This window comes from Polaromonas sp., assembly GCF_030680935.1.
Classification (GTDB): domain Bacteria; phylum Pseudomonadota; class Gammaproteobacteria; order Burkholderiales; family Burkholderiaceae_C; genus Polaromonas.
Window position 1 is genome coordinate 16,881 of sequence record NZ_JAUXUP010000028.1, and the last position, 19,922, is coordinate 36,802.

The window sequence follows — 19,922 nt, forward strand, 5'->3', positions numbered from 1 at the left end:
CCGGGACTTGCCGGGCCAGGTCGCTGATTTGTGTAAGCAGCTGAAAAAAAGGCCAAGCCGACTTCTGCAAGTCGAATCAGCCTTCAGCTCATACGGGACTTGTGCAGGCAGCTATCGATTCAATAGCAGCCCAGGCACTTCCTCAGCGCGGCGCCAGCCGGATCGCGCCGTCGAGGCGAATCACTTCGCCGTTGAGCATGTCGTTTTCAAAGATGTGCTGCGCCAGCTTGGCGTAGTCCTGCGGCGTGCCCAAGCGGCTGGGGAAGGGGACGGAGGCGGCCAGCGAATCCTGCACCTCTTGTGGCATGCCAAACATCATGGGCGTGCCGAAGATGCCGGGCGCAATCGTCATGTTGCGGATCCCGTTGCGTGCCAGGTCCCGCGCGATCGGCAGGGTCATGCCGACAATGCCGCCTTTGGACGCGCTGTAGGCGGCCTGGCCGATCTGGCCGTCGTAGGCCGCGACCGAGGCGGTGGAGATCATCACACCGCGCTCGCCAGTGGCCTCGGGCTCGTTCTTGCACATCGCGTCAGCGGCCAGCCGGATCATGTTGAAGCTGCCAATCAGGTTGACCGTGATGCACTTGCTGAACACGCCCAGGTTGTGCGCGCCGTTTTTGCCGACGGTTTTTTCAGCCGGAGCGATGCCGGCGCAGTTGACCAGGCCCATCAGTTTGCCCATGGAGACGGCCTTGGCAACGACTGCCTGGCCATCGGCTTCCTGGCTGACATCGCACTTGACGAAGGCGCCGCCAATGTCTTTGGCAATTGCCTCGCCTTTTTCAACCTGCATGTCGGCAATGAGCACCTTGCCGCCTTTGGCCGCCAGCATGCGTGCCGTGCCTTCGCCCAGACCCGATGCGCCGCCAGTGACGATGAATACTTTGCCTGCGATGTCCATGAGGTGTTCCTTGGGAAGTGAAAAAGGGGAGGGAAGGGGGGTGAGAGTTGACGTTTACGTCAACGTCATCCGCAATTATCACGCATAAAAAAATAGCCCAACCATCGTTCAACGGTCGGGCTTTTTCGATGAGCGCTGCTCTCTTTTCAAGCAGGGGCCGCGGGTCCGGCTCTGCCGGCCCGCAGGCGCAGCGCCCCCTCGGGGGGCAGAAAGCTACGCGAAGCGAGCGAACGTGGGGGCGTTATTTATAGCCCACCCGGTCCAGCATCTGCTGCACCTTGACCTGGTTGGCGCCTACCGTGCTGATCGGAATGGTCTCGGACTTGAAGCTGCCGCCTGTCATGGCTTGCAGGGCCGGGTTGCTGAGCTTCACGCTGGCGACCGCTGGCCACTCGTTGTTGCCGTTGGCAAAATAGTTTTGCGCCTCAGGGCTGGCCAGGTATTCCATGAACTTCACTGCGTTGGCGCTGTTCTTCGCGTTTTTGGCCACTGCAGCGCCGGCGATGTTCACATGGGTGCCCCAGGACTGCTGGTTGGGAAAAACGACGCCAACCTTTTCCATGATGGCCTTGTCTTCCGGTGCCGACGAACGCATGAGGCGCGCCAGGTAGTAGGTGTTGGTGATGGCAATGCCGCACTCGCCGCTGGCCACGCCCTTGATCTGGTCGGTGTCACCGCCCTTGGGCGCGCGAGCCATGTTGGCCACCATGCCCTTGAGCCACTCTTCGGCCTTGACCGCGCCCAGGTGTTCGGTCACCGCGCCAAACAGCGACAGGTTGTAGGGGTGTGAACCTGAGCGGGTGCACAGCAAGCCCTTGTTTTTGGGGTCCGCCAGTTCTTCGTAGGTGTCCACATCGGCTTTGTTGACCTTGAGCTTGTCGTACACGATGACCCGCGCGCGTGTGGAAAAGCCGAACCAGGTGGTGCCTTCGGCTGTGGCTTGCGCACGCAGTTGGACCGGGATGGCTTTTTCAAGCACGCTTGACTTGATCGGCAGGAACATGCCTTCGCTGTCGCCTTTGGCCAGGCGGGCCGCATCAACGAGCAAGATGACGTCGGCGGGGGAAGCTGCACCTTCGGCCTTGAGCCGGGCCAGGATGCCGGCGTCGTCAGCGTCCACCCGGTTGATCTTGATGCCGGTGGTCTTGGTGAAATTGCTGTAAAGCGCCTCGTCGGTCTGGTAGTGGCGGGCAGAATAGAGATTCAGCACCTGTTCCTGTGCGCTGGCGCTGGAGGCAGCGCCCAGCAGGGCGGCAAGGGCCAGGGTGTTCAGAAGGCGGAGTTTTTGACGCATGGGCTTGAAGCTAAAGGTTGGAATGTGTTCAGTGTAATACAAACGCGAATTATTCTCAATAGTATTGAGATTGAAAAACAGGGTCGTTTGCAAGGGGGTGTTGCGGCGGCGTTATTTGTCAGCCTGTTGTTATTGACTGGCTGCGCCAGCCCGCCTGCCAGGCGGAGTGACGCGGCGGCTACCCCTGTCGCGGAAGTGCCCGCCCCCAGGGCGCCACGCATAGGTCTGGCACTCGGTGGCGGGGCTGCGCGCGGCTTTGCCCATGTGGGTGTGATCGCTGTGTTGGAAGAGGCCGGTCTGCGGCCATCGGTGGTGGTCGGGACCTCGGCTGGCAGCCTGGTGGCGGCGCTTTATGCCAGCGGCAAAAGCAGCGCCCAATTGCAGCAAACCGCGTTGAACATGGAAGAGGCCGCCATCACCGACTGGATGTTGCCGATTTTTGGCCGGGGCATGTTTCGGGGCGAGGCTCTTGGCCGGTATGTCAACGATCTGGTGGCGGGACGGCTGATTGAAAACATGGCCATTCCCCTGGGCATTGTGGCCACCGACCTGAACAGCGGCCAGGCGGTGCTGTTTCAGCGTGGCGACACCGGAACGGCGGTGCGTGCGTCCAGTGCGGTACCGGCGGTTTTTGTGCCGGTGAAAATCAATGGGCGTGAATACGTGGATGGCGGGCTTGTGTCGCCAGTGCCGGTGCGCTTTGCGCGCCAGATGGGCGCCGAGCTGGTGATAGCCGTGGATATATCGAGCCCGCCGGAAGGCAATCCGGCGGAGGGGACGCTGCAAATCCTGTTGCAGACCTTTGCCATCATGGGCAAAAGCATCAACCGTTATGAACTCAAGGACGCCGATGTGGTGGTGCAGCCGTCGCAGGCGGGGCTCAGAAGCTCCGACTTCTCGGCACGCCAGCGCGCCATCGACGCAGGCCGGGCGGCCATGCTGGCGGCGCTGCCTGAGTTGAAGGCCAGACTTGCGAAGGTGCCTCTCGCAGCCCGTTGACACTCTTTTTTTGATAGCTGCCTGCGACCGACCGGCAAGGGTTGGGGCCTGATTTGAGGCAAAAAAAAGCCTGATCTTGCAATCAGGCTTTAAGGGGTCCGTGAAACTGGATTTCTGGAGGGACCCGAGGAGACAACTGGCTGGAGCTAGCTCCAATGGTTGAATGATCGGAGCCGCACCCCTGGTTGGGTAGAGCCGACAGTTCAGGGGAACCGGCAGGGTTTCGAAGCACCAGGCTCTGGCCTGAATCAACTGGCGCCGGGGCCAGCCAATTCAAGCCCTGTCATCAACGCTTTTTGGAAGCGGTTTTGGAGGCGTTCACAGCAGTGGCAGTCACTGCGGTGATGTTGGCTTCGGCCATTTCGCTGGCTTGCTTGACGGCTTTCTGTACCGACTCGAAAGCGTTGTTGGCAGCAGCGACAGCGCTTTTCATCACGGCAACAGCGGTCTCGGAACCGGCGGGTGCGTTTTTGGCGGCGCTGTCAACCAGGCCCATGAATTTGGCCTGGGCTTCAGCGGCCTGGCCTTCAAAGGACTTGCCGACTTCAGAGCCGGTGGCTGTAGCGATGTCGTACAGGTGGCGGCTGTAAGCGGCTGTTTTTTCAGCCAGGGGCTGGAACAGGCCGGCTTGCAGGGCCAGCAACTCTTGTGCGTCTTTGACGCCCATGAGGGATTGGGTGTGGTTGGCGGACTCGGCCAGAGCAGCTTTGGAAGCCTGGACATTCAGTTCAACCAGTTTCTCAACGCCTTCAAAGGCCTTGCTGGTCAGACCAAACAGGGTCTCGACGTTTGCTTTGTGGGAAGCCATCATTTGTTCAGCGGTCAACATATTAAATCTCCAATATAGGTAGGTTAAAACTTCAATTAGTTGCCTGCTGGACAAGCTGCTCCGGGGAGTGCTTTGTCTATTGCTGCACTGCAACATAACTGAAGTATAGGGATTACCCCCGGTAAATACAAGCGGTTTTTGTTGCAGTGCACCATTTTAGACGACAAGCTCTAGGAGTCTGCGGTTTTGCACTTGCCGCCACAATGCAGTTCTGGGTGTCCGCTGTGGACGTTCCTGTTCTGTCCGCGGTTTCCTGGCCTCCTTCCCTTGCAAGCCTTTTACGCCGATCACTTTGTCCTCCCCCTGCCGGCGGGGCACCGATTTCCCATGGCCAAGTACCAGCGCCTGCGTGACCGCGTGGCGGGTGAGTTGCCGCAGGTGCGCCTGGGTGTGGCGCCGCGCGCCAGCGACGGTGAACTGGCGCTGGCGCATGATCCGGCCTATATCCAGGCGGTGGCGGACGGCACCTTGAGCGCAGCGGCCATGCGCGAAATCGGCTTTCCCTGGAGCGTCGAGATGGTCGAAAGGTCGCGTCGCTCGGCTGGGGCCACGGTGGCCGCGGCGCGTGCAGCGCTGGGCCTGCGTGCGCGGCCCGAGGGTGTGGCCGCCAACATGGCCGGTGGCACCCACCACGCGTCAAGCAGCAAGGGCGGCGGGTTTTGTGTATTCAACGACGCCGCCATTGCTGCCCGGCTGATGCAGGCTGAACACGCGCGCCTGCAGCGCAGCGACAGGCATCCGCTGCGGGTGGCGGTGATCGACCTGGACGTGCACCAGGGCAACGGCACGGCCAGCATTTTCAGCCGGGACCCCAGTGTTTTCACGCTGTCGATACACGGGCAGAAGAATTTTCCGTTTCGCAAGGAAGCCAGCGACCTTGATGTGGACCTGCCTGACGGCTGCACCGACGCTGCGTACCTGCAGGCGCTGGAGCAGGCGCTGGAAGAACTCGATCAACGTTTTGAGCCCGGTCTGGTCATCTATCTGGCCGGAGCGGACCCTTTTGAGGGCGACAGGCTAGGCCGGCTCAGCCTGAGTTACGACGGCCTGGAAGCCCGGGACAGGCGCGTTTTCGACTGGGCCTGGCAGCGCCGCATTCCGCTGGCCTTTGCCATGGCAGGCGGTTACGGCGTCAACATCGACGAGACGGTCCAGGTGCAGATGAACACCTACCGGGTGGCGCTGGGGTATTGGCAACGCTGGCAGGCGCTGCCCGGGCTGGCAAAATAGGCGCCCATGACTTCCCCGACACGCCCCCAAGCCGAGCCCCGCAGCGCCTACAAGGTCTTTCGCCCCATTGGCACACGCTGGATGGACAACGATGTTTACGGCCACGTCAACAACGTCGTTTATTACAGCTGGTTTGACACGGCAGTCAACGGCTACCTGATTGAATCGGGCGCCATCGACATTCACGCCGGCAGCGTGATCGGGCTGGTGATCGAGACGCAGTGCAACTATTTTTCCCCGCTGTCCTTTCCGGAGCCGGTGCTGGCCGGTATACGTGTGGCGCATGTGGGGTCGTCCAGCGTGCGGTATGAGGTCGGCTTGTTCCCCGGCCAGGACAGCACGGCACTGACCGCCGCCAAAGGCCATTTCATCCATGTGTACGTGGACCGGTTGACGCGCCGGCCGGCGCCCTTGCCGCCCCAACTTTTGACCACCCTGGAGACCCTCAAGTGAGTGACACCCCCAACGCTGTCGATGCAGCCATCGACAGCCGCATGTCCACGCGTGCTTTTCTGCCGAAAGCCGTTCCCCGTGCCACGCTGGAGCACCTGCTGGCACTTGCCAGCCGCGCGCCCTCGGGTACCAACACCCAGCCCTGGAAGGTCTATGTGTTGCAGGGTGCCAGCAAAGACAGCCTGATGGGTAAAGTCTGCGCCGCGCATGACGCGATTCGCGCCAACCCCGAGCTGGCCGCGCAGTACAGGGAAGAGTACGACTACTACCCCGAGAAGTGGGTGTCGCCCTACATTGACCGGCGCCGTGAAAACGGCTGGGGGCTGTACGGCCTGCTCGGTATTGGCAAGGGCGACAAGGACAAGATGCATGCCCAGCAGCAGCGCAACTACCGTTTTTTTGACGCCCCAGTGGGCCTGATGTTCACACTGGACCGGGTGATGGGCCGGGGCAGCCTGGTCGACTACGGCATGTTCATGCAAAACATCATGGTCGCCGCGCGTGGCCACGGCCTGCACAGCTGTCCGCAGGCAGCGTGGAACGGCTTTGCCAACATCATCCTGCCGCACATCGGCGCGGGTGAGGGCGAAATGCTGGTTTGCGGCATGGCACTGGGTTATGCGGACGAGTCGGCGCTGGTCAACACCTTCCGCACCCCCCGCGTCAGCGCGCAGGACTTCACGACCTGGCTGGACTGACAGCCCCCCACTTGCAACAGCTACATGTGCTTGCAGGTAAAGTCGAGGCTTCGCGCGCTCAGCGCACCCTTTTTTCCAGAAAGAATTACCCATGAATACCACTCCCTCCGGTCTCCAATACGAAGACACCGTGCTCGGTACCGGCGCCATTGCCAAAGCAGGCCGTGATGTCAAGGTGCATTACACCGGCTGGCTTTACAACGACGGCGTACAGGGCGCGAAGTTTGATTCCAGCAAGGACCGTGGCCAGCCATTCGAGTTTTCGCTGGGCGCCGGTCAGGTCATCAAGGGTTGGGACGAAGGTGTGCAGGGCATGTCGGTGGGTGGTACACGTCGCCTGGTGATTCCGGCTGAACTGGGTTACGGCGCACGGGGGGCCGGTGGTGTCATTCCGCCGAATGCCACGCTGCTGTTCGAGGTTGATTTTCTGGGGTGATTTTTCTAATTGCACGCGGCCCGGGCATTTCCAGAAATTCAGTTTTTGGGATGAAGTGCAAGGCGCGCGGCGCGCAGGACACCGGAATGCACTTGGGTGCATGAGGATTCCGAGCACCGCGCAACGCCGCAATTCGCCCACAAAATGGATTTATGGGAATGTCCAACGATGATCATTACGAGCCTGCTTGATACAGATCTGTACAAGTTCACGATGATGCAGGTGGTGTTGCACCAGTTTCCGGGTGCACAGGTGGAGTACCGCTTCAAATGTCGCAATGCCGGTGCGACCGGGGTCAGTGATCTGGCACCCTATGTGCGTGAAATCCGTGAGGAAATCCGGGCCCTGTGCCGCTTGCAGTTTCAGGACGCAGAACTGGCTTATCTGCGCGCCTTGCGTTTCATCAAAAGCGACTTTGTTGATTTTCTGGGACTGTTCCGGCTCAATGAAAAATACGTCAGCGTGAAGGCGTTGCCGTCGGGCGAAATCGAGGTGGTGATTGAAGGGCCGTGGCTGCACACCATACTGTTTGAAATCCCTGTGCTGGCCATCATCAACGAGGTGTACTTCCGCAACACCCAGAAGCTCGCTGATGTGATGCAGGGACGCCAACGCCTGGATGCCAAGATCGGACTGCTTCAGGCAGATGGGCTGCGTGAGCTGAAGATCGCCGATTACGGCACTCGCCGGCGATTTGGCCAGGCCTGGCATGAGGAAGTCCTGCGCACCCTGATTGCGCGTCTGGGCACCGGCCCCGACGGCCAGTTTGCCGGCACCAGCAATGTGCTGTTTGCGATGAAACTCGGCCTGACGCCGCTGGGCACCATGGCGCACGAATACCTGCAGGCATGCCAGGCGCTGGGGCCGCGTCTGCGCGACAGCCAGGTATTTGGTTTCGAGTCCTGGGCCAAAGAGTACCGGGGCGATCTGGGCATAGCGCTCAGCGACGTGTACGGTATGAGCGCTTTTCTGCGCGACTTTGACATGTATTTCTGCAAGCTGTTTGACGGTGCCCGTCACGACAGTGGCGACCCGTTTCAGTGGGGCGAACGCATGCTGGCGCACTACGCCAAAAACCGCGTTGATCCGAAAACCAAAACGCTGATTTTCAGCGATGGTCTCACCGTGCCGCGCACCGTCGAGCTGTACCAGCAGTTCCGTGGGCGCTGCCAGCTGGCGTTTGGCATTGGCACCAATCTGACCAATGATCTGGGCTACGAGCCGCTGCAAATTGTCATCAAGATGGTGCGGTGCAACGGGCAGCCTGTGGCCAAGCTGTCAGACACGCCGTCCAAAAACATGTGTGACGATGAAAAGTACCTGGCCTATCTGCGTCAGGTTTTCGAGATTGCCTGAGGGCGCAACATGCAGACCTGCGCTGATGGGTCGGGCTGCCAAAACAAGAGGAGACATCATGAAATCGTTGCGATGGACACCATTGGCGGCCCTGCTTTTTTTCTGTCCTGGCTGGGCACTGGCGGCTGGCTTTGACGGCAGCCAGTTGTCACCGCTGTGGGGTGTACCGTTCGCCGGCCTGTTGTTGTCGATTGCCCTCATGCCGCTGTTGCTGCCCTGGTTCTGGCATCACCATTTTGGCAAGATATCTGCTGCCTGGACCTTGGCTTTTTTCATCCCGTTTGCGCTGGTTTTTGGCCCCTCGGTGGCCGGTTTCAGCCTCGTGCATGCGCTGGTCGCTGAGTACATTCCCTTCATCATCCTGCTGACCGCGCTGTTTACCGTGGCGGGCGGTATTTTCATTCGGGGCAACCTGCATGGCAGCCCGGGACTCAATGCCGCGCTGCTGCTGACAGGTGCCGTTCTGGCCAGCTTCATGGGCACAACCGGCGCATCCATGCTGATGATCCGGCCCTTGATTCGCGCCAACGACAACCGCAAACATTCGGCGCATATCGTTGTCTTTTTTATCTTCATCGTCTCCAATGCCGGCGGTTCACTGACTCCGCTGGGCGATCCGCCGCTGTTTCTGGGTTTCCTGAAGGGTGTGGACTTTTTCTGGACCGTCCAGCACATCTTTCCCGAGACCCTGTTTCTGATCGTGAGCCTGCTGGCGATTTTTTATCTGCTCGACACCTGGTATTTCCGCAGGGAAGGTGTGCAACCGGTGGACCCGACGCCCGACACGCAGCGGGTGGGCTTTGACGGCGCCTTCAACTTCCTGCTGCTTGCAGCGGTGGCTGGTTTGGTACTGCTCAGTGGCTTCTGGAAGTCGCCGCTGGTGTTTGATGTATACGGCACCGAGGTCGGTTTGCCTGGACTGGCGCGCGATGCAGGCCTGATCGCCATCACCCTGTTGTCCCTCCGCTTCACCGCCGACGGGGTGCATGAGGACAACCAGTTTTCCTGGGGACCCATGGCCGAAGTGGCCAAGCTGTTTGCCGGCATTTTCCTGACCATCATCCCGGTGATTGCCATGCTCAAGGCGGGCAGCAGCGGGCCTTTTGGCGCGGTGGTGTCTGCCGTGACGCGGCCGGACGGACAGCCCGATCCGGCCATGTATTTCTGGGCGTCGGGTATCTTGAGCTCGTTCCTGGACAACGCGCCTACCTATCTGGTGTTTTTCAATACCGCCGGCGGCGACCCGCAGGTCCTGATGACCACACTGGCGCCGACGCTGGCCGCGATCTCGGCCGGTGCGGTTTTTATGGGCGCCAATACCTACATCGGCAACGCGCCCAATCTGATGGTCAAGGCGATTGCTGAAGACCGGGGCGTCAAGATGCCCAGCTTCTTTGGCTACATGGCCTGGTCGGGCGCGGTGCTGATCCCCTTGTTTGTCCTGATGACCTTGATCTGGTTTCGATAATTTGTGGTTGAAAGACATTCATGAGCAAGCCCAAAATCCTGATAGCCCGAGCCATTTTTCCAGAAGTCATTGAAAGACTGGCACAGCACTTTGAAGTGGAATCCAACCAGCTTGACGAGCCTTTTTCAAGGGAAGAGCTGGTTGCGAAACTGCAGGGCAAGGACGGGGCCCTGACCGCCGGTAGCGATCGCATTGATGCCAGTGTGTTGGCCGCCTGCGCGCAACTGAAGATATGCGCCAACATGGCCGTGGGCTACAACAATTTTGAGCTTGACGCCATGACGGCCGCTGGTGTGCTGGCAACCAACACGCCCGACGTGCTGACCGAAACCACGGCCGACTTTGGTTTTGCACTTCTGATGGCGACAGCCCGCCGCATCACCGAGAGCGAGCATTTCCTGCGCGCTGGCAAGTGGAACAGGTGGAGCTACGACATGTTTTCCGGGGCCGAAATCCACGGCAGCACGCTCGGCATTCTGGGCATGGGCCGTATTGGCCAGGGTATTGCCAAACGTGGCGCGCACGGTTTTGGCATGAAGGTGATTTACCACAACCGTTCGCGCCTTGACGCGGCACTCGAAGCCGAGTGCAAGGCCGGTTATGTAAGCAAGGAAGAACTTTTGAGAACTGCAGACCACCTGGTACTGGTGCTGCCGTATTCGCCCGCCTCACACCACGCGATAGGCGCGGTCGAGCTGGCTCTGATGAAGCCCACTGCGACGCTGGTCAACATCGCGCGCGGCGGCATTGTGGACGATGCAGCGCTGGCGCAGGCCCTGCGTGAGGGGCGTATCGCCGCTGCCGGGCTCGATGTTTTTGAAGGGGAGCCCCAACTGAACCCTGACCTTCTACGGGTGCCCAACGTGGTGCTGACACCGCACATCGCCAGTGCCAGTGTGCCTACGCGCATGGCCATGGCCAACCTCGCGGCGGACAATCTGATTGGGTATCTCAAGGATGGAAAGCCGTTAACCCCTTTGAATCCTGCGGTACTGGCTCCACAATAGATCGCACCTATGACCCCTTTCCAGGCCTGGCTGGCGCTTGCCGTGCTGCTGTTGAACCTGTTGCTGCTGGTGTGGCTGTTGCTGCGCAAACCAGCTGCCAGTGGCCGCGAGGAGCTGCTGGCTGGCCTGGCGGCGGGCAATGACCGGCTGGAGCGCGAATTGCGGCGCGAGATCAGTGACAGCTCGCGCAGCAGCCGGGAGGAACTGGGCACCACTTTTGCCACCTTCCAGCAGACGCTGGTGCAGCAAAGTGCCGAGGCCATCCGCACGCAGAACGCACAAATCGATGCTTTCTCGCAGCAGCTGACCCTGCTGCAAAAAACGCTGTCTGACACCCTGAGCACGCAACTTCAGTCGGTCAGCGAGTCGAACGCGCGGCGCATGGGTGAGGTGCGCGAGACGCTTGAAAAGCAACTGGCCCAGTTGCAGCAGACCAACTCGGCCAAGCTCGATGAAATGCGCAAGACGGTGGATGAAAAACTCCAGACCACCCTGGAGACCCGACTGGGCGAAAGTTTCAAGCAGGTCGCCGACCGGCTGGAGCAGGTGCACAAGGGCCTGGGTGAGATGCAGTCACTGGCCGTGGGGGTGGGCAACCTGCAGCGCGTGTTGACGAACGTGAAGACGCGCGGTGTGTTTGGCGAGGTGCAACTGGAAGCCCTGCTGGAGCAGGTTCTGACCACCGACCAGTACGCCAAACAGGTCGAAACCAAGCCGCGCAGCGGCCAGCGTGTGGACTTTGCGATTCGCTTCCCCGGTCGGGGCGATGGCGGCGTACCCGTGTGGCTGCCGATTGATGCCAAATTTCCGCGAGACGACTATGAACGCCTGATCGATGCACATGAGCGGGTTGATCCGGCAGCAGTGGAGCTGGCGGGCAAGGCGCTGGAAGCACGTATCCGTACTGAGGCCAAATCGATTGCCGAAAACTACCTCGCTGCGCCGCACACCACCGACTTTGCCATCCTGTTCCTGCCGGTCGAAAGCCTGTATGCCGAGGTGCTGCGGCGCCCGGGGCTGATGGACGCAATTCAACGCCAGTACCGCGTGACGCTGGCCGGCCCCACGACGCTGCTGGCCATGCTCAACAGCCTGCACATGGGCTTTCGCACGCTGGCGCTGGAGCAGCAGGCCTCGGAAGTGTGGAAGGTGCTGGGTGCGGTCAAGACCGAGTTTGAGCGTTACGGTGAATGGGTGGCCCGCATCAAGGAGCAGGTGGCCAAGGCCTCGGACACCCTCGACAAGGCCGACACCCGGGCCAAGCAGATGCGGCTGGCGCTGCGCAAGGTGGAAGCCCTGCCGGATGCCGAGTCCCAGGTGCTGCTGCCGCCAGCGACCGAGGCCGATCTGCTGGACGAATGACCTGGATGGACGGCTTTTTTGCTACTGATTTTATAGCTACTTGCGCACGTTCCATAAGGGCCAGAGCCCTATTTTCTTTGTATTCGTGACGCCATGACGCCTGAACTGGCCCGCCTTATCCTCGCCCAGATTTGCCTGCACGCCTGTATGGCCGGTACCCGCATGGCCGCACCCTTGCTGGCCCTGCGCGAAGGCTACAGCCCGCTGGCTGTGGGGGTGCTGCTGGCGCTGTTTGCCTTGACGCAGGTGTTTCTGGCGCTGCCCGCCGGGCGTTTCGCCGACCGCCGCGGCCTGAAACGTCCGATCGGCTACAGCGTGATGGCCGCCATGCTGGGCGCAGGCATGGCGGTGGCTTACCCGATCTTTCCGGTATTGTGTCTGGCCGCTTTGCTGACGGGTGGAGCCACCGGGGTGGCGGTCATCGCGCTGCAACGCCATGTCGGCCGCGCTGCGGCGGGCGCCTTGCAGTTGCGGCGGGTGTTCAGCTGGCTGTCTATCGGGCCGGCCGTGTCCAATTTTGTCGGGCCGTTTTCGGCTGGTTTGCTGATTGATCACGCCGGTGCACTGCCCAACAGCACAGACGGCTATCGCGCCGCGTTTTTCCTCATGGCGGTGCTGCCGCTTGCCAGCTGGTTTCTGGTGCGGCGTACGCGGGAGCTGGCCCCGGTGCTGGCTGCAGCGGGCAGTACGCCTGTCAATACCTGGGATCTGTTGCGCGAGCCGAATTTTCGCCGGCTGATGCTGGTGAACTGGTTTTTATCGTCCTGCTGGGATGTGCACACCTTTGTGGTGCCGGTGTTGGGGTTTGAGCGCGGCATCAGCGCGTCGGTGATTGGCACCATCCTGGGCGCGTTTGCAGCAGCGGCGGCGGCCATTCGTTTCGTTATGCCACTGGTGGCAGCGCACCTGCGCGAGTGGCGCGTACTGGCCGTGGCCATGCTGGCGACGTCGGCGCTGTTTGCGGTTTACCCCTTCATGCGGACGGCGCTGGGCATGGGGGTGTGCTCGGTATTGCTTGGCCTGGCACTGGGGACGGTACAGCCCATGATCATGAGCATGCTGCACCAGATCACACCCGAGGCGCGGCACGGTGAGGCGCTGGGCCTGCGGCTGATGGCGATCAATGCGTCGAGCGTGTTGATGCCCGTGCTGTTCGGAACCATGGGCGCCGTGATCGGCATTGCAGGTGTGTTCTGGGCGACCGGCGCAGTGGTGGGGGCGGGCAGCCGCCTGGCGTGGCTCCTCAGGCCAGCAAGACCCTAAAGCTTGTAGAACGACTTGATCGCGTCCCAGGCCGCCTGCGGCTCATCGACGTATTCGATCAGCTTCAGATCCTCTGGCGAAATGGCTCCTTCTTCAATCAGCACGTCAAAGTTGAACAGTCGTTTCCAGTAGCTGGAGCCAAACAAAATGATGGGCACCGGTTTGGCCTTGCGCGTCTGCACCAGTGTGATCACTTCAAACAATTCGTCCAGCGTGCCAAAACCCCCAGGGAAGGCCACCAGCGCCTTGGCACGCATCATGAAATGCATTTTGCGCAGCGCGAAGTAGTGAAACTTGAAGCTCAGCGAGGGTGTCACGTAGGGGTTGGAGCCCTGCTCGTGGGGCAGGGCGATGTTCAGCCCGACGGTGGGTGCGCCCATCTCCTGCGCGCCCCGATTCGCCGCCTCCATGATGCCCGGGCCACCGCCGGTGCAGATAAACAATTGCTCCCGTGCCGGCAGGGACTTGCTGTGGGTGGCCACGATCTGGCCAAAAAGCCGCGCCTGCTCATAAAAAACTGCATTGCGAGTCTGCCGCTCGGCCAGCGCCAGTGCTTGTGCGTCGCCAGAGTCTTGGGCCAGTGCGAGCGCCTGCTGCGCCTGCTCGGGCGCCGGAAAGCGCGCACTGCCAAAGACGACGATGGTGTTTTCAATGCCCTGGGCTTGCTGCTCTACGTCGGGCTTGAGCATTTCCAGCTGAAAGCGTATGCCGCGGGTCTCACGCCGCAGCAGAAACTCCGGGTCGGCAAAGGCCAGGCGGTAGGCGTCGGCCTCCAGCGGGTTGCCTTTGTCGGCGTGTGATTGCAACTCGGCCCAGGCATCGGCCAGGCGGCTACCGGATATCTCTTGTGTCTGTTCCATAAACTGCCTGTTCAATGTCGGTATGTAAAAAGGCCCCCTCAGGAGCCTTTTGCGAGTCGGGAGGGGAAGGTCTGACTCAGACCCGCTTGCGGTATTCGCCCGTGCGTGTGTCGATTTCGACAATATCACCCTGGGCCACAAAAATCGGCACGCCGATTTCAAAACCGGTGGCCAGTTTGGCGGGTTTCAGCACCTTGCCGGAAGTGTCACCCTTGACGGCGGGCTCGGTCCAGGTGATCTCGCGCTGGACGCTGGTGGGCACCTCGACCGAGATGGCTTTGCCGTCATAAAACACGACTTCAAGCTCCATGCCGTCCTGCAGGTAGTTCAGCGAGTCCCCCATGTTTTCGGCTTCGACTTCGTACTGGTTGTACTCGGCGTCCATGCAGATGTACATCGGGTCGGCAAAGTAGGAGTAAGTGCAGTCCTTCTTGTCCAGAATGACCTGGTCGATTTTGTCGTCGGCCTTGAACACCACTTCGGTGTTGAAGTTGGCAATCAGGCTTTTGAGTTTCATGCGCACGGTGGCGGAATTGCGCCCGCCGCGGCTGTATTCGGTCTTGAGCACCACCATCGGGTCTTTGCCGTTCATGATGACGTTACCGGCGCGTATTTCTTGAGCGATTTTCATAACAGTTTCTAGTAGAGTTTGGCCGCCGGATGTTTCTGCGGCAGCGCAGGTCTTTGGCCGATTGGCGGCATGGCCCGATGGCGTTCCATGCAAAGCCCTTTATTTTAGCGTTTTTTGTGCCACCCCCCGGGCGGCCTCAGTCTGGCCGGCGCAACAAGCGCTCCCAGGTGCTTCAGAGGTACTTAAGGCTGGTTTAAGTGTCCGGGTCGCAAGATGGCTGGCTGTTCGAATCCCGGGTATGCCAGTGGCCGCCCCGCCTGACCTCTATGACTCTGCATCCTGCTGGCGCTGAGAAGCGGCTTCGCCACCGGTTTCTGAAAATGCACTTGCCCCGTCCGACCCTGCAGGTGGAGACGCTGGTGCTCTTGTGTGTCGGCCTTCTGCTGCTTGCCGGCAATGGTCCGTTCTGGCGCGCTGCGCTGGCTGATCGCAGTTGGGCGTCTGCCGCCAGCTGGGGTTTCGCTGCGGCGCTGTTTGTGGCTTTTTCCGCCTTTTATTTTGCTTTCACCTCGCTGCTGGCAACCCGCCTGACCGTGCGGCCACTGCTCAGTGTGCTGGTGCTGTGCACGGCTTTCGCGTCCTGGTACATGGACCACTATGCGATTTACCTGGACCGGGCCATGCTGCGCAACGTGCTGGCCACCAATGTGCATGAAGCCCGGGAATTGCTGGTCTGGGACATGGTCCCGCACTTGCTTCTGCTTGGTGTGTTGCCGGCTGCACTGGTCTGGTGGCCGCAAGTGAAGCAGCGCAGCATCGGGCGCGCGCTGGCTATCCGCCTGGGCTGGGTGACCGCTGCCCTGGTCATTGGCACTGTCAGCCTGTTGCTGGTGTTTGCCGATTTTGCATCGCTGATGCGCAACCACCGGGAGGTGCGTTATTTGCTGACACCGGGCAATGTGGTGGCAGCCTTGGCGGGTAATGCGCTGGCGGGGGTGCAGCAACCGGCCCAGTCCAGACTTCCGGTGGGCGAAGATGCGCGGCTCGGTGCTGCCTGGCAGGCGCGAAGCCGGCCGGTTCTTTTTGTACTGGTGGTGGGTGAAACCGCACGTTCGCAGAATTTTTCACTCAACGGTTATGGCCGACTGACGAATCCGATGCTGGCCCAGCGCGATGTCATCAGTTATCCGAACGCGACGGCCTGCGGCACCTCCACCGAGGTGTCGCTCCCCTGCATGTTTTCCCCTTTTGGCCGTGCACGCTACGACGAGGCCAAAATTCGTACCCATGAATCCGTCCTGCATGTGCTGGCGCGGGCTGGCTTCAAGGTCTTGTGGCGCGACAACCAGTCGGGCTGCAAGGGGGTTTGTGATGGACTGCCCGCAGAGCAACTGGACCACGCCAAAGTGGAAGCCCTGTGCGCAGAGGGTCAGTGCCTGGACGAGGTGCTGCTGCATGGCATGGAAGGTATCGCCCGTGACAACCAGGGCAATCTGCTGGTGGTGATGCACCAGCTGGGCAGCCACGGACCGGCGTATTTCAAGCGCTACCCGGCGGTATTCAAGCAGTTTGCCCCGGCCTGCGAGAACGAAAACCTGCGTGGCTGCAGCGCCGCCGAAATTATGAACGCCTACGACAACTCCCTGCTGTACACCGACTTTTTCCTGTCGCGCGTGATCGACTTTCTGGAGCACTCGCAAAAGCAGTACGACACCGCCATGCTGTATGTGTCAGACCATGGCGAGTCGCTGGGCGAGGGCGGCCTGTACCTGCACGGCATGCCCTATGCGATTGCCCCCGAGGTGCAGACGCGTGTACCGCTGGTGATGTGGCTGTCGCCCGGTTTGCGCGCCAGCTTCAGCATCAACCAGGAATGCCTGCGCAAAAACGCTGGCAACCCGCTGAGCCACGACAAGCTGTTTCATTCGCTGCTGGGTGTGCTGGATGTGCAAACCCGGGCTTATGACCCTGCCCTGGACCTGTTTGCGCCTTGCCGTCCGGCGCCGGTGGTGACAGTCATCGGGCCGCAAAACGCACACTGATGCGCAAACCCGGGCCGCCGGGCGCGTCTTCCAGTGAGATATCGGCGCCATGGCGCTTGGCCACCGCCCGGACAATCGCCAGCCCCAGGCCGCTGCCGTGCGGCATGCCGCCCCCCTCTGTGTTGCTGTTGCCGGTGCTGCGGTAGAAGCGGTCAAACACCCGCTGGCGTTCAGCGGGCGGGATGCCCGGGCCACTGTCGGTGATACGCAGGCAGGGGCGGCCCTGATCGGTGCAAGCTCCGACATCGATGCGTCCGCCCGCTGGTGTGTGCCGCAAGGCGTTGTCCACCAGGTTGTTCAGCAAAATGGTCAGCTGCTGGGCGTCGGCCTCGGTCACCGGGCTGCCATCGATCACCGCCCCGAGGTCAATCCTGCGCTGCTCTGCGCGTGCGCTGAAGCGGCTCACGGCGGCACGTACCAGGTCCGCCAGGTTCACTGGCTCGCGCTGCAGGGCAGGCGTTTCAGGTGCCAGCCGCGAGAGCTGCAGCAATTGCTCGACCAGGTGTTGCGCCCGCTCTATCCCGGCGCGCAACTGCGCCAGAGCGGCCTGGCGTTGTGTATCGTCACCGGCACGTTCGAGCAGTTGCAACTGCAGCCGCAATGCCGTGATGGGTGTGCGCAACTCGTGCGCCGCATCGGCCAGAAAAAGCCGCTGCAGGGCCAGCGCACCGCCCAGGCGGGCCATCAGGTCGTTGATCGCGCCTATCAGCAGATGCAGCTCGGTCGGATGCGCCGACAGCGTGATGGGGTGCAAGGCCTCGACACTGCGCGCAGTGACATCGTCTGCCGCATGGTCCAGCGGCGCCAGCCCGCGCCGCAGTGCCAGTGTCAGCAACACAGCCAGTATGGCCAGCAGCACCAGCGCTGGCACGATGAGCACCGCGCCGGTTTCTCTGGCCAGCGCCTGGCGCTCGCTGTCGCGCTGGGCTGCCTGCACAATGCCGTCGCTGAGCACGATGGTGTAGAGGTGCCAGCGCTCCTGGCCCAGGTTGACCACGCTCAGGCCGCTGCGCGACAGAAAGGGCAGAGTGACTGCCGGGTCGGAGCGGTGCAACAAGGTGCCGCTGCGTGTCCAGGCCGCGGTGACAAACTCGAACTTGCCGTATTCCTCATAAACTTTGGGCAACTGCTCGGCCAGACTGGGTGTGCGCGCCATGCCATAGGTGCCGTGGTGGTTGGCCACTGCCAGTGCCACCTGTTTGAGGTTGTCCTCAAACACTTCCTCCATTTCGTGGGCCAGCGTCCAGTACGAGGTGGCCACCAGCAGGCTGGCACCGAGCGCCAGCGCGCCCATGGCCCAGACCAGCACGCGGCGGTGGATGGATTGAACGGCGCCGCTCATGAGGGCTCACAGACTTTGTAACCCACGCCGCGCACATTGCGTATGGTGTCGGCGCCGAGTTTGCGGCGCAGTTTGTGCAGGTGCACTTCGACGGCGTTGCTGCCGATCTCTTCGGTCCAGCCGTAGATCGAGTCTTCCAGCTGGGTCCGCGACAACACCGCGCCGGGGCGCTGCATCAGGGTCTCCAGCAGGGAAAATTCACGCGCAGACAGATCGACCTTGTCGCCTTTCAGGCTGACCAGTTTATGCACCGGGTCCAGCGTCAGCTCACCGCATTGCAGCAGGGGCGAGGCGCCGCCGGCATGCCGGCGCAACAGGGCTCGCACGCGGGCAATCAGCTCGTCCAGATCAAACGGTTTGAGAACATAGTCGTCGGCCCCGGCATTGAGCCCGGCAATGCGGTCTGCCACGGCGTCCCGGGCGGTGACGATGAGGACCGGAATGGCGTCCCCGCGCGTGCGCAACTGCCTGAGTACCGCCATGCCGTCCTGGCCCGGCAGGCCCAGATCCAGCACTGCCAGGTCATATACATCGTTGGCCAGCGCCCGGCCTGCGGCGAGGCCGTCCGTGACCCAGTCCACGGTGAATCCGGCCTCGCTAAGGCCCTGCCGCAGCGCGCGGCCAATCATGGTGTCGTCTTCAATCAGTAAAAGTCTCATGGTGGGTCAGGTCGATTGTGCGTGACAAAACGCATCAGCCGGGTGCTCAGATCCTCTTGTGCCAGCAGGGCTTGCCGGGCGGTCGCTGTGCAGTCGGTCCATTCAGCCGTGGCCAGTCCAGGCAATACCGGCGGCGATTCGGCCGCATTCCACGCCCGGTGAAAGTCGCGCAGCGAAGGTGGTGCCTGCAACATGTCCAGAAAAGCCTGCAGCTTGTTCAGGTGGGCCGCATCGGTCTGCGGGTAGATCTGCCAGACACAAGCCTTGCCCGCCCACAAGGCGCGCACCACCGAGTCTTCGCCACGCACAAAGTTGAGGTCGCTGGCCCAGAGCAGGTGGTCAAAGTCAATCTGCGTCAGCCAGGGCAGGTATGAAATTAATAGCTGCCCACGACCGTCCGGATTGGGCTGCTGCCACTTTTGATCATCAAGAACGGCCTGAACGGCGGCATGGGCGCGCCCTGCAGCCACCATCAAGCGCACCGGCTGTCCGTCAAGCCCGTTTTGGGACAGCGATGCCAGCAGGGCGGCGAGTGCAGGGGGTTCGTAGCAGAACAGCGACACCAGCTTCTCACCTTGCCAGGCGATGCCGCGCTGTGCCAGCCAGACCGTGCGGTCAAACCCGGCCTGACGGTTTGCCAGGTCCGCTTCACGCAGCAAGCCACCGGTGCCCGCGGTGAAGCCGGGGTAAAAAAACCACTTGGTCCAGCCTGCGGCCGGGCCGCGCTGAACCGGGGAGGGCATGGCGTGGTTGCGCTCGGCATAGGCCTCGGCAGACAGGTATTCAAGGTTGATCCATACAGGTTTTTGGCCTGTATCCCATTCTCCATCTGCGCAAGCAGCTATGAATTCAGGAGCAACTTCGCAGCCGAAGGCCTCGACGAGCACATCGCACGGTGCTGCGTCCAGGCGCAGCAGGTTCAGGCCCAGCGGCTCCAGCCAGGGCAGGACGGTCACGCCCTCGCAGCCGTCAGGCGCCATCCAGTGCAGGGCTGAGGCATCGTCGACCCAGAGCCGCACGTTTTGCCCGCGCGCTGCGAGGGCCGTGCTGAGCCGCCAGCAGACCGCGATGTCGCCATGGTTGTCGATGACTTTGCAAAAAATGTCCCACTGCAGTCTGTGATCCATTGCCGGATTGTCCACAATACGCATA

General features: G+C 61.5%; 19 protein-coding genes. 11 read left to right on the plus strand and 8 right to left on the minus strand.

The genetic code is table 11. From position 1 onward, the window contains the following. Nucleotides 1-142 precede the first annotated feature (142 nt). The gene (locus tag Q8L50_RS07915; protein WP_305348122.1) at nucleotides 143-901 is read right to left on the minus strand and encodes a 3-hydroxyacyl-CoA dehydrogenase; all 759 of its coding nucleotides are present in this window, start codon (nucleotides 899-901) and stop codon (nucleotides 143-145) included. Nucleotides 902-1,142: 241 nt separating this feature from the next. Beyond that, entirely contained in the window at nucleotides 1,143-2,195 is a 1,053-nt protein-coding gene (locus Q8L50_RS07920; protein WP_305348123.1) for an extracellular solute-binding protein, read from the minus strand. A gap of 69 nt (nucleotides 2,196-2,264) precedes the next feature. Between Q8L50_RS07920 and Q8L50_RS07925 the strand changes: the two genes are divergently transcribed. Further along, nucleotides 2,265-3,194: a patatin-like phospholipase family protein gene (locus Q8L50_RS07925; protein ID WP_370869765.1), complete on the plus strand. Its 930-nt coding sequence runs from the start codon at nucleotides 2,265-2,267 to the stop codon at nucleotides 3,192-3,194. Nucleotides 3,195-3,480: 286 nt separating this feature from the next. Here the strand turns inward: Q8L50_RS07925 and phaP are convergent, their stop codons facing one another. Then, a complete protein-coding gene (phaP, locus tag Q8L50_RS07930) occupies nucleotides 3,481-4,023 on the minus strand; it encodes a TIGR01841 family phasin (RefSeq protein ID WP_305348125.1) in 543 nt (180 codons plus the stop codon). Between the two features lie 327 nt (nucleotides 4,024-4,350). Here phaP and Q8L50_RS07935 point away from each other — a divergent pair, with 327 nt between their 5' ends. The 9 genes from Q8L50_RS07935 to Q8L50_RS07975 all read left to right on the plus strand — a co-directional run bounded on the left by Q8L50_RS07935 (nucleotide 4,351) and on the right by Q8L50_RS07975 (nucleotide 13,296). Beyond that, nucleotides 4,351-5,253 carry a histone deacetylase gene (locus Q8L50_RS07935; protein WP_370869764.1) on the plus strand — a complete coding sequence of 301 codons (903 nt, stop codon included), beginning with the start codon at nucleotides 4,351-4,353 and terminating at the stop codon, nucleotides 5,251-5,253. Nucleotides 5,254-5,259: 6 nt separating this feature from the next. Further along, nucleotides 5,260-5,706, plus strand: coding sequence for a thioesterase family protein (locus Q8L50_RS07940; RefSeq protein WP_305348127.1), 447 nt, complete (start codon nucleotides 5,260-5,262; stop codon nucleotides 5,704-5,706). Nucleotides 5,707-5,747: 41 nt separating this feature from the next. Continuing rightward, a complete protein-coding gene (locus tag Q8L50_RS07945; protein WP_305348147.1) occupies nucleotides 5,748-6,404 on the plus strand; it encodes a nitroreductase in 657 nt (218 codons plus the stop codon). A 91-nt stretch (nucleotides 6,405-6,495) separates the two neighbouring features. Continuing rightward, on the plus strand, nucleotides 6,496-6,840 hold the full coding sequence (locus Q8L50_RS07950; RefSeq protein ID WP_305348128.1) for an FKBP-type peptidyl-prolyl cis-trans isomerase: 345 nt from the start codon (nucleotides 6,496-6,498) through the stop codon (nucleotides 6,838-6,840). 168 nt (nucleotides 6,841-7,008) lie between these two features. Beyond that, nucleotides 7,009-8,196, plus strand: a complete 1,188-nt coding sequence (gene pncB / locus Q8L50_RS07955; RefSeq protein ID WP_305348129.1) for a nicotinate phosphoribosyltransferase — start codon at nucleotides 7,009-7,011, stop codon at nucleotides 8,194-8,196. Nucleotides 8,197-8,254: 58 nt separating this feature from the next. Then, nucleotides 8,255-9,664, plus strand: a complete 1,410-nt coding sequence (locus tag Q8L50_RS07960) for a sodium:proton antiporter (protein WP_305348130.1) — start codon at nucleotides 8,255-8,257, stop codon at nucleotides 9,662-9,664. A gap of 20 nt (nucleotides 9,665-9,684) precedes the next feature. Next, nucleotides 9,685-10,671 carry a D-glycerate dehydrogenase gene (locus Q8L50_RS07965; protein WP_305348131.1) on the plus strand — a complete coding sequence of 329 codons (987 nt, stop codon included), beginning with the start codon at nucleotides 9,685-9,687 and terminating at the stop codon, nucleotides 10,669-10,671. Nucleotides 10,672-10,680: 9 nt separating this feature from the next. Continuing rightward, complete coding sequence (locus tag Q8L50_RS07970) at nucleotides 10,681-12,033, plus strand: DNA recombination protein RmuC (protein ID WP_305348132.1); 1,353 nt, start codon at nucleotides 10,681-10,683, stop codon at nucleotides 12,031-12,033. A 93-nt stretch (nucleotides 12,034-12,126) separates the two neighbouring features. Beyond that, a complete protein-coding gene (locus Q8L50_RS07975; RefSeq protein WP_305348133.1) occupies nucleotides 12,127-13,296 on the plus strand; it encodes an MFS transporter in 1,170 nt (389 codons plus the stop codon). On the opposite strand, the gene Q8L50_RS07980 is transcribed toward Q8L50_RS07975, so the two are convergent. Continuing rightward, the gene (locus tag Q8L50_RS07980) at nucleotides 13,293-14,156 is read right to left on the minus strand and encodes a TIGR00730 family Rossman fold protein (protein ID WP_305348134.1); all 864 of its coding nucleotides are present in this window, start codon (nucleotides 14,154-14,156) and stop codon (nucleotides 13,293-13,295) included. The two genes, Q8L50_RS07975 and Q8L50_RS07980, sit on opposite strands and share 4 nt — an antisense overlap. Before the next feature lie 76 nt (nucleotides 14,157-14,232). Beyond that, nucleotides 14,233-14,787 (minus strand): elongation factor P, encoded by a 555-nt coding sequence (gene efp / locus Q8L50_RS07985; RefSeq protein ID WP_305348135.1) that lies wholly within the window; start codon nucleotides 14,785-14,787, stop codon nucleotides 14,233-14,235. A gap of 326 nt (nucleotides 14,788-15,113) precedes the next feature. Between efp and Q8L50_RS07990 the strand changes: the two genes are divergently transcribed. After that, the gene (locus Q8L50_RS07990; RefSeq protein ID WP_305348136.1) at nucleotides 15,114-16,769 is read left to right on the plus strand and encodes a phosphoethanolamine transferase; all 1,656 of its coding nucleotides are present in this window, start codon (nucleotides 15,114-15,116) and stop codon (nucleotides 16,767-16,769) included. On the opposite strand, the gene Q8L50_RS07995 is transcribed toward Q8L50_RS07990, so the two are convergent. From Q8L50_RS07995 to earP, 3 genes are read right to left on the minus strand one after another with little or no spacing between them, the layout of a single operon-like run. After that, nucleotides 16,744-18,111 (minus strand): HAMP domain-containing sensor histidine kinase, encoded by a 1,368-nt coding sequence (locus Q8L50_RS07995; protein WP_305348137.1) that lies wholly within the window; start codon nucleotides 18,109-18,111, stop codon nucleotides 16,744-16,746. The two genes, Q8L50_RS07990 and Q8L50_RS07995, sit on opposite strands and share 26 nt — an antisense overlap. Beyond that, nucleotides 18,108-18,770, minus strand: coding sequence for a response regulator transcription factor (locus Q8L50_RS08000; RefSeq protein WP_305348138.1), 663 nt, complete (start codon nucleotides 18,768-18,770; stop codon nucleotides 18,108-18,110). Before Q8L50_RS08000 ends, Q8L50_RS07995 begins: the two co-directional genes overlap by 4 nt. Further along, nucleotides 18,767-19,897, minus strand: a complete 1,131-nt coding sequence (gene earP / locus Q8L50_RS08005; protein WP_305348139.1) for an elongation factor P maturation arginine rhamnosyltransferase EarP — start codon at nucleotides 19,895-19,897, stop codon at nucleotides 18,767-18,769. The genes Q8L50_RS08000 and earP overlap by 4 nt, the downstream gene beginning before the upstream one ends. Nucleotides 19,898-19,922: the final 25 nt, after the last annotated feature.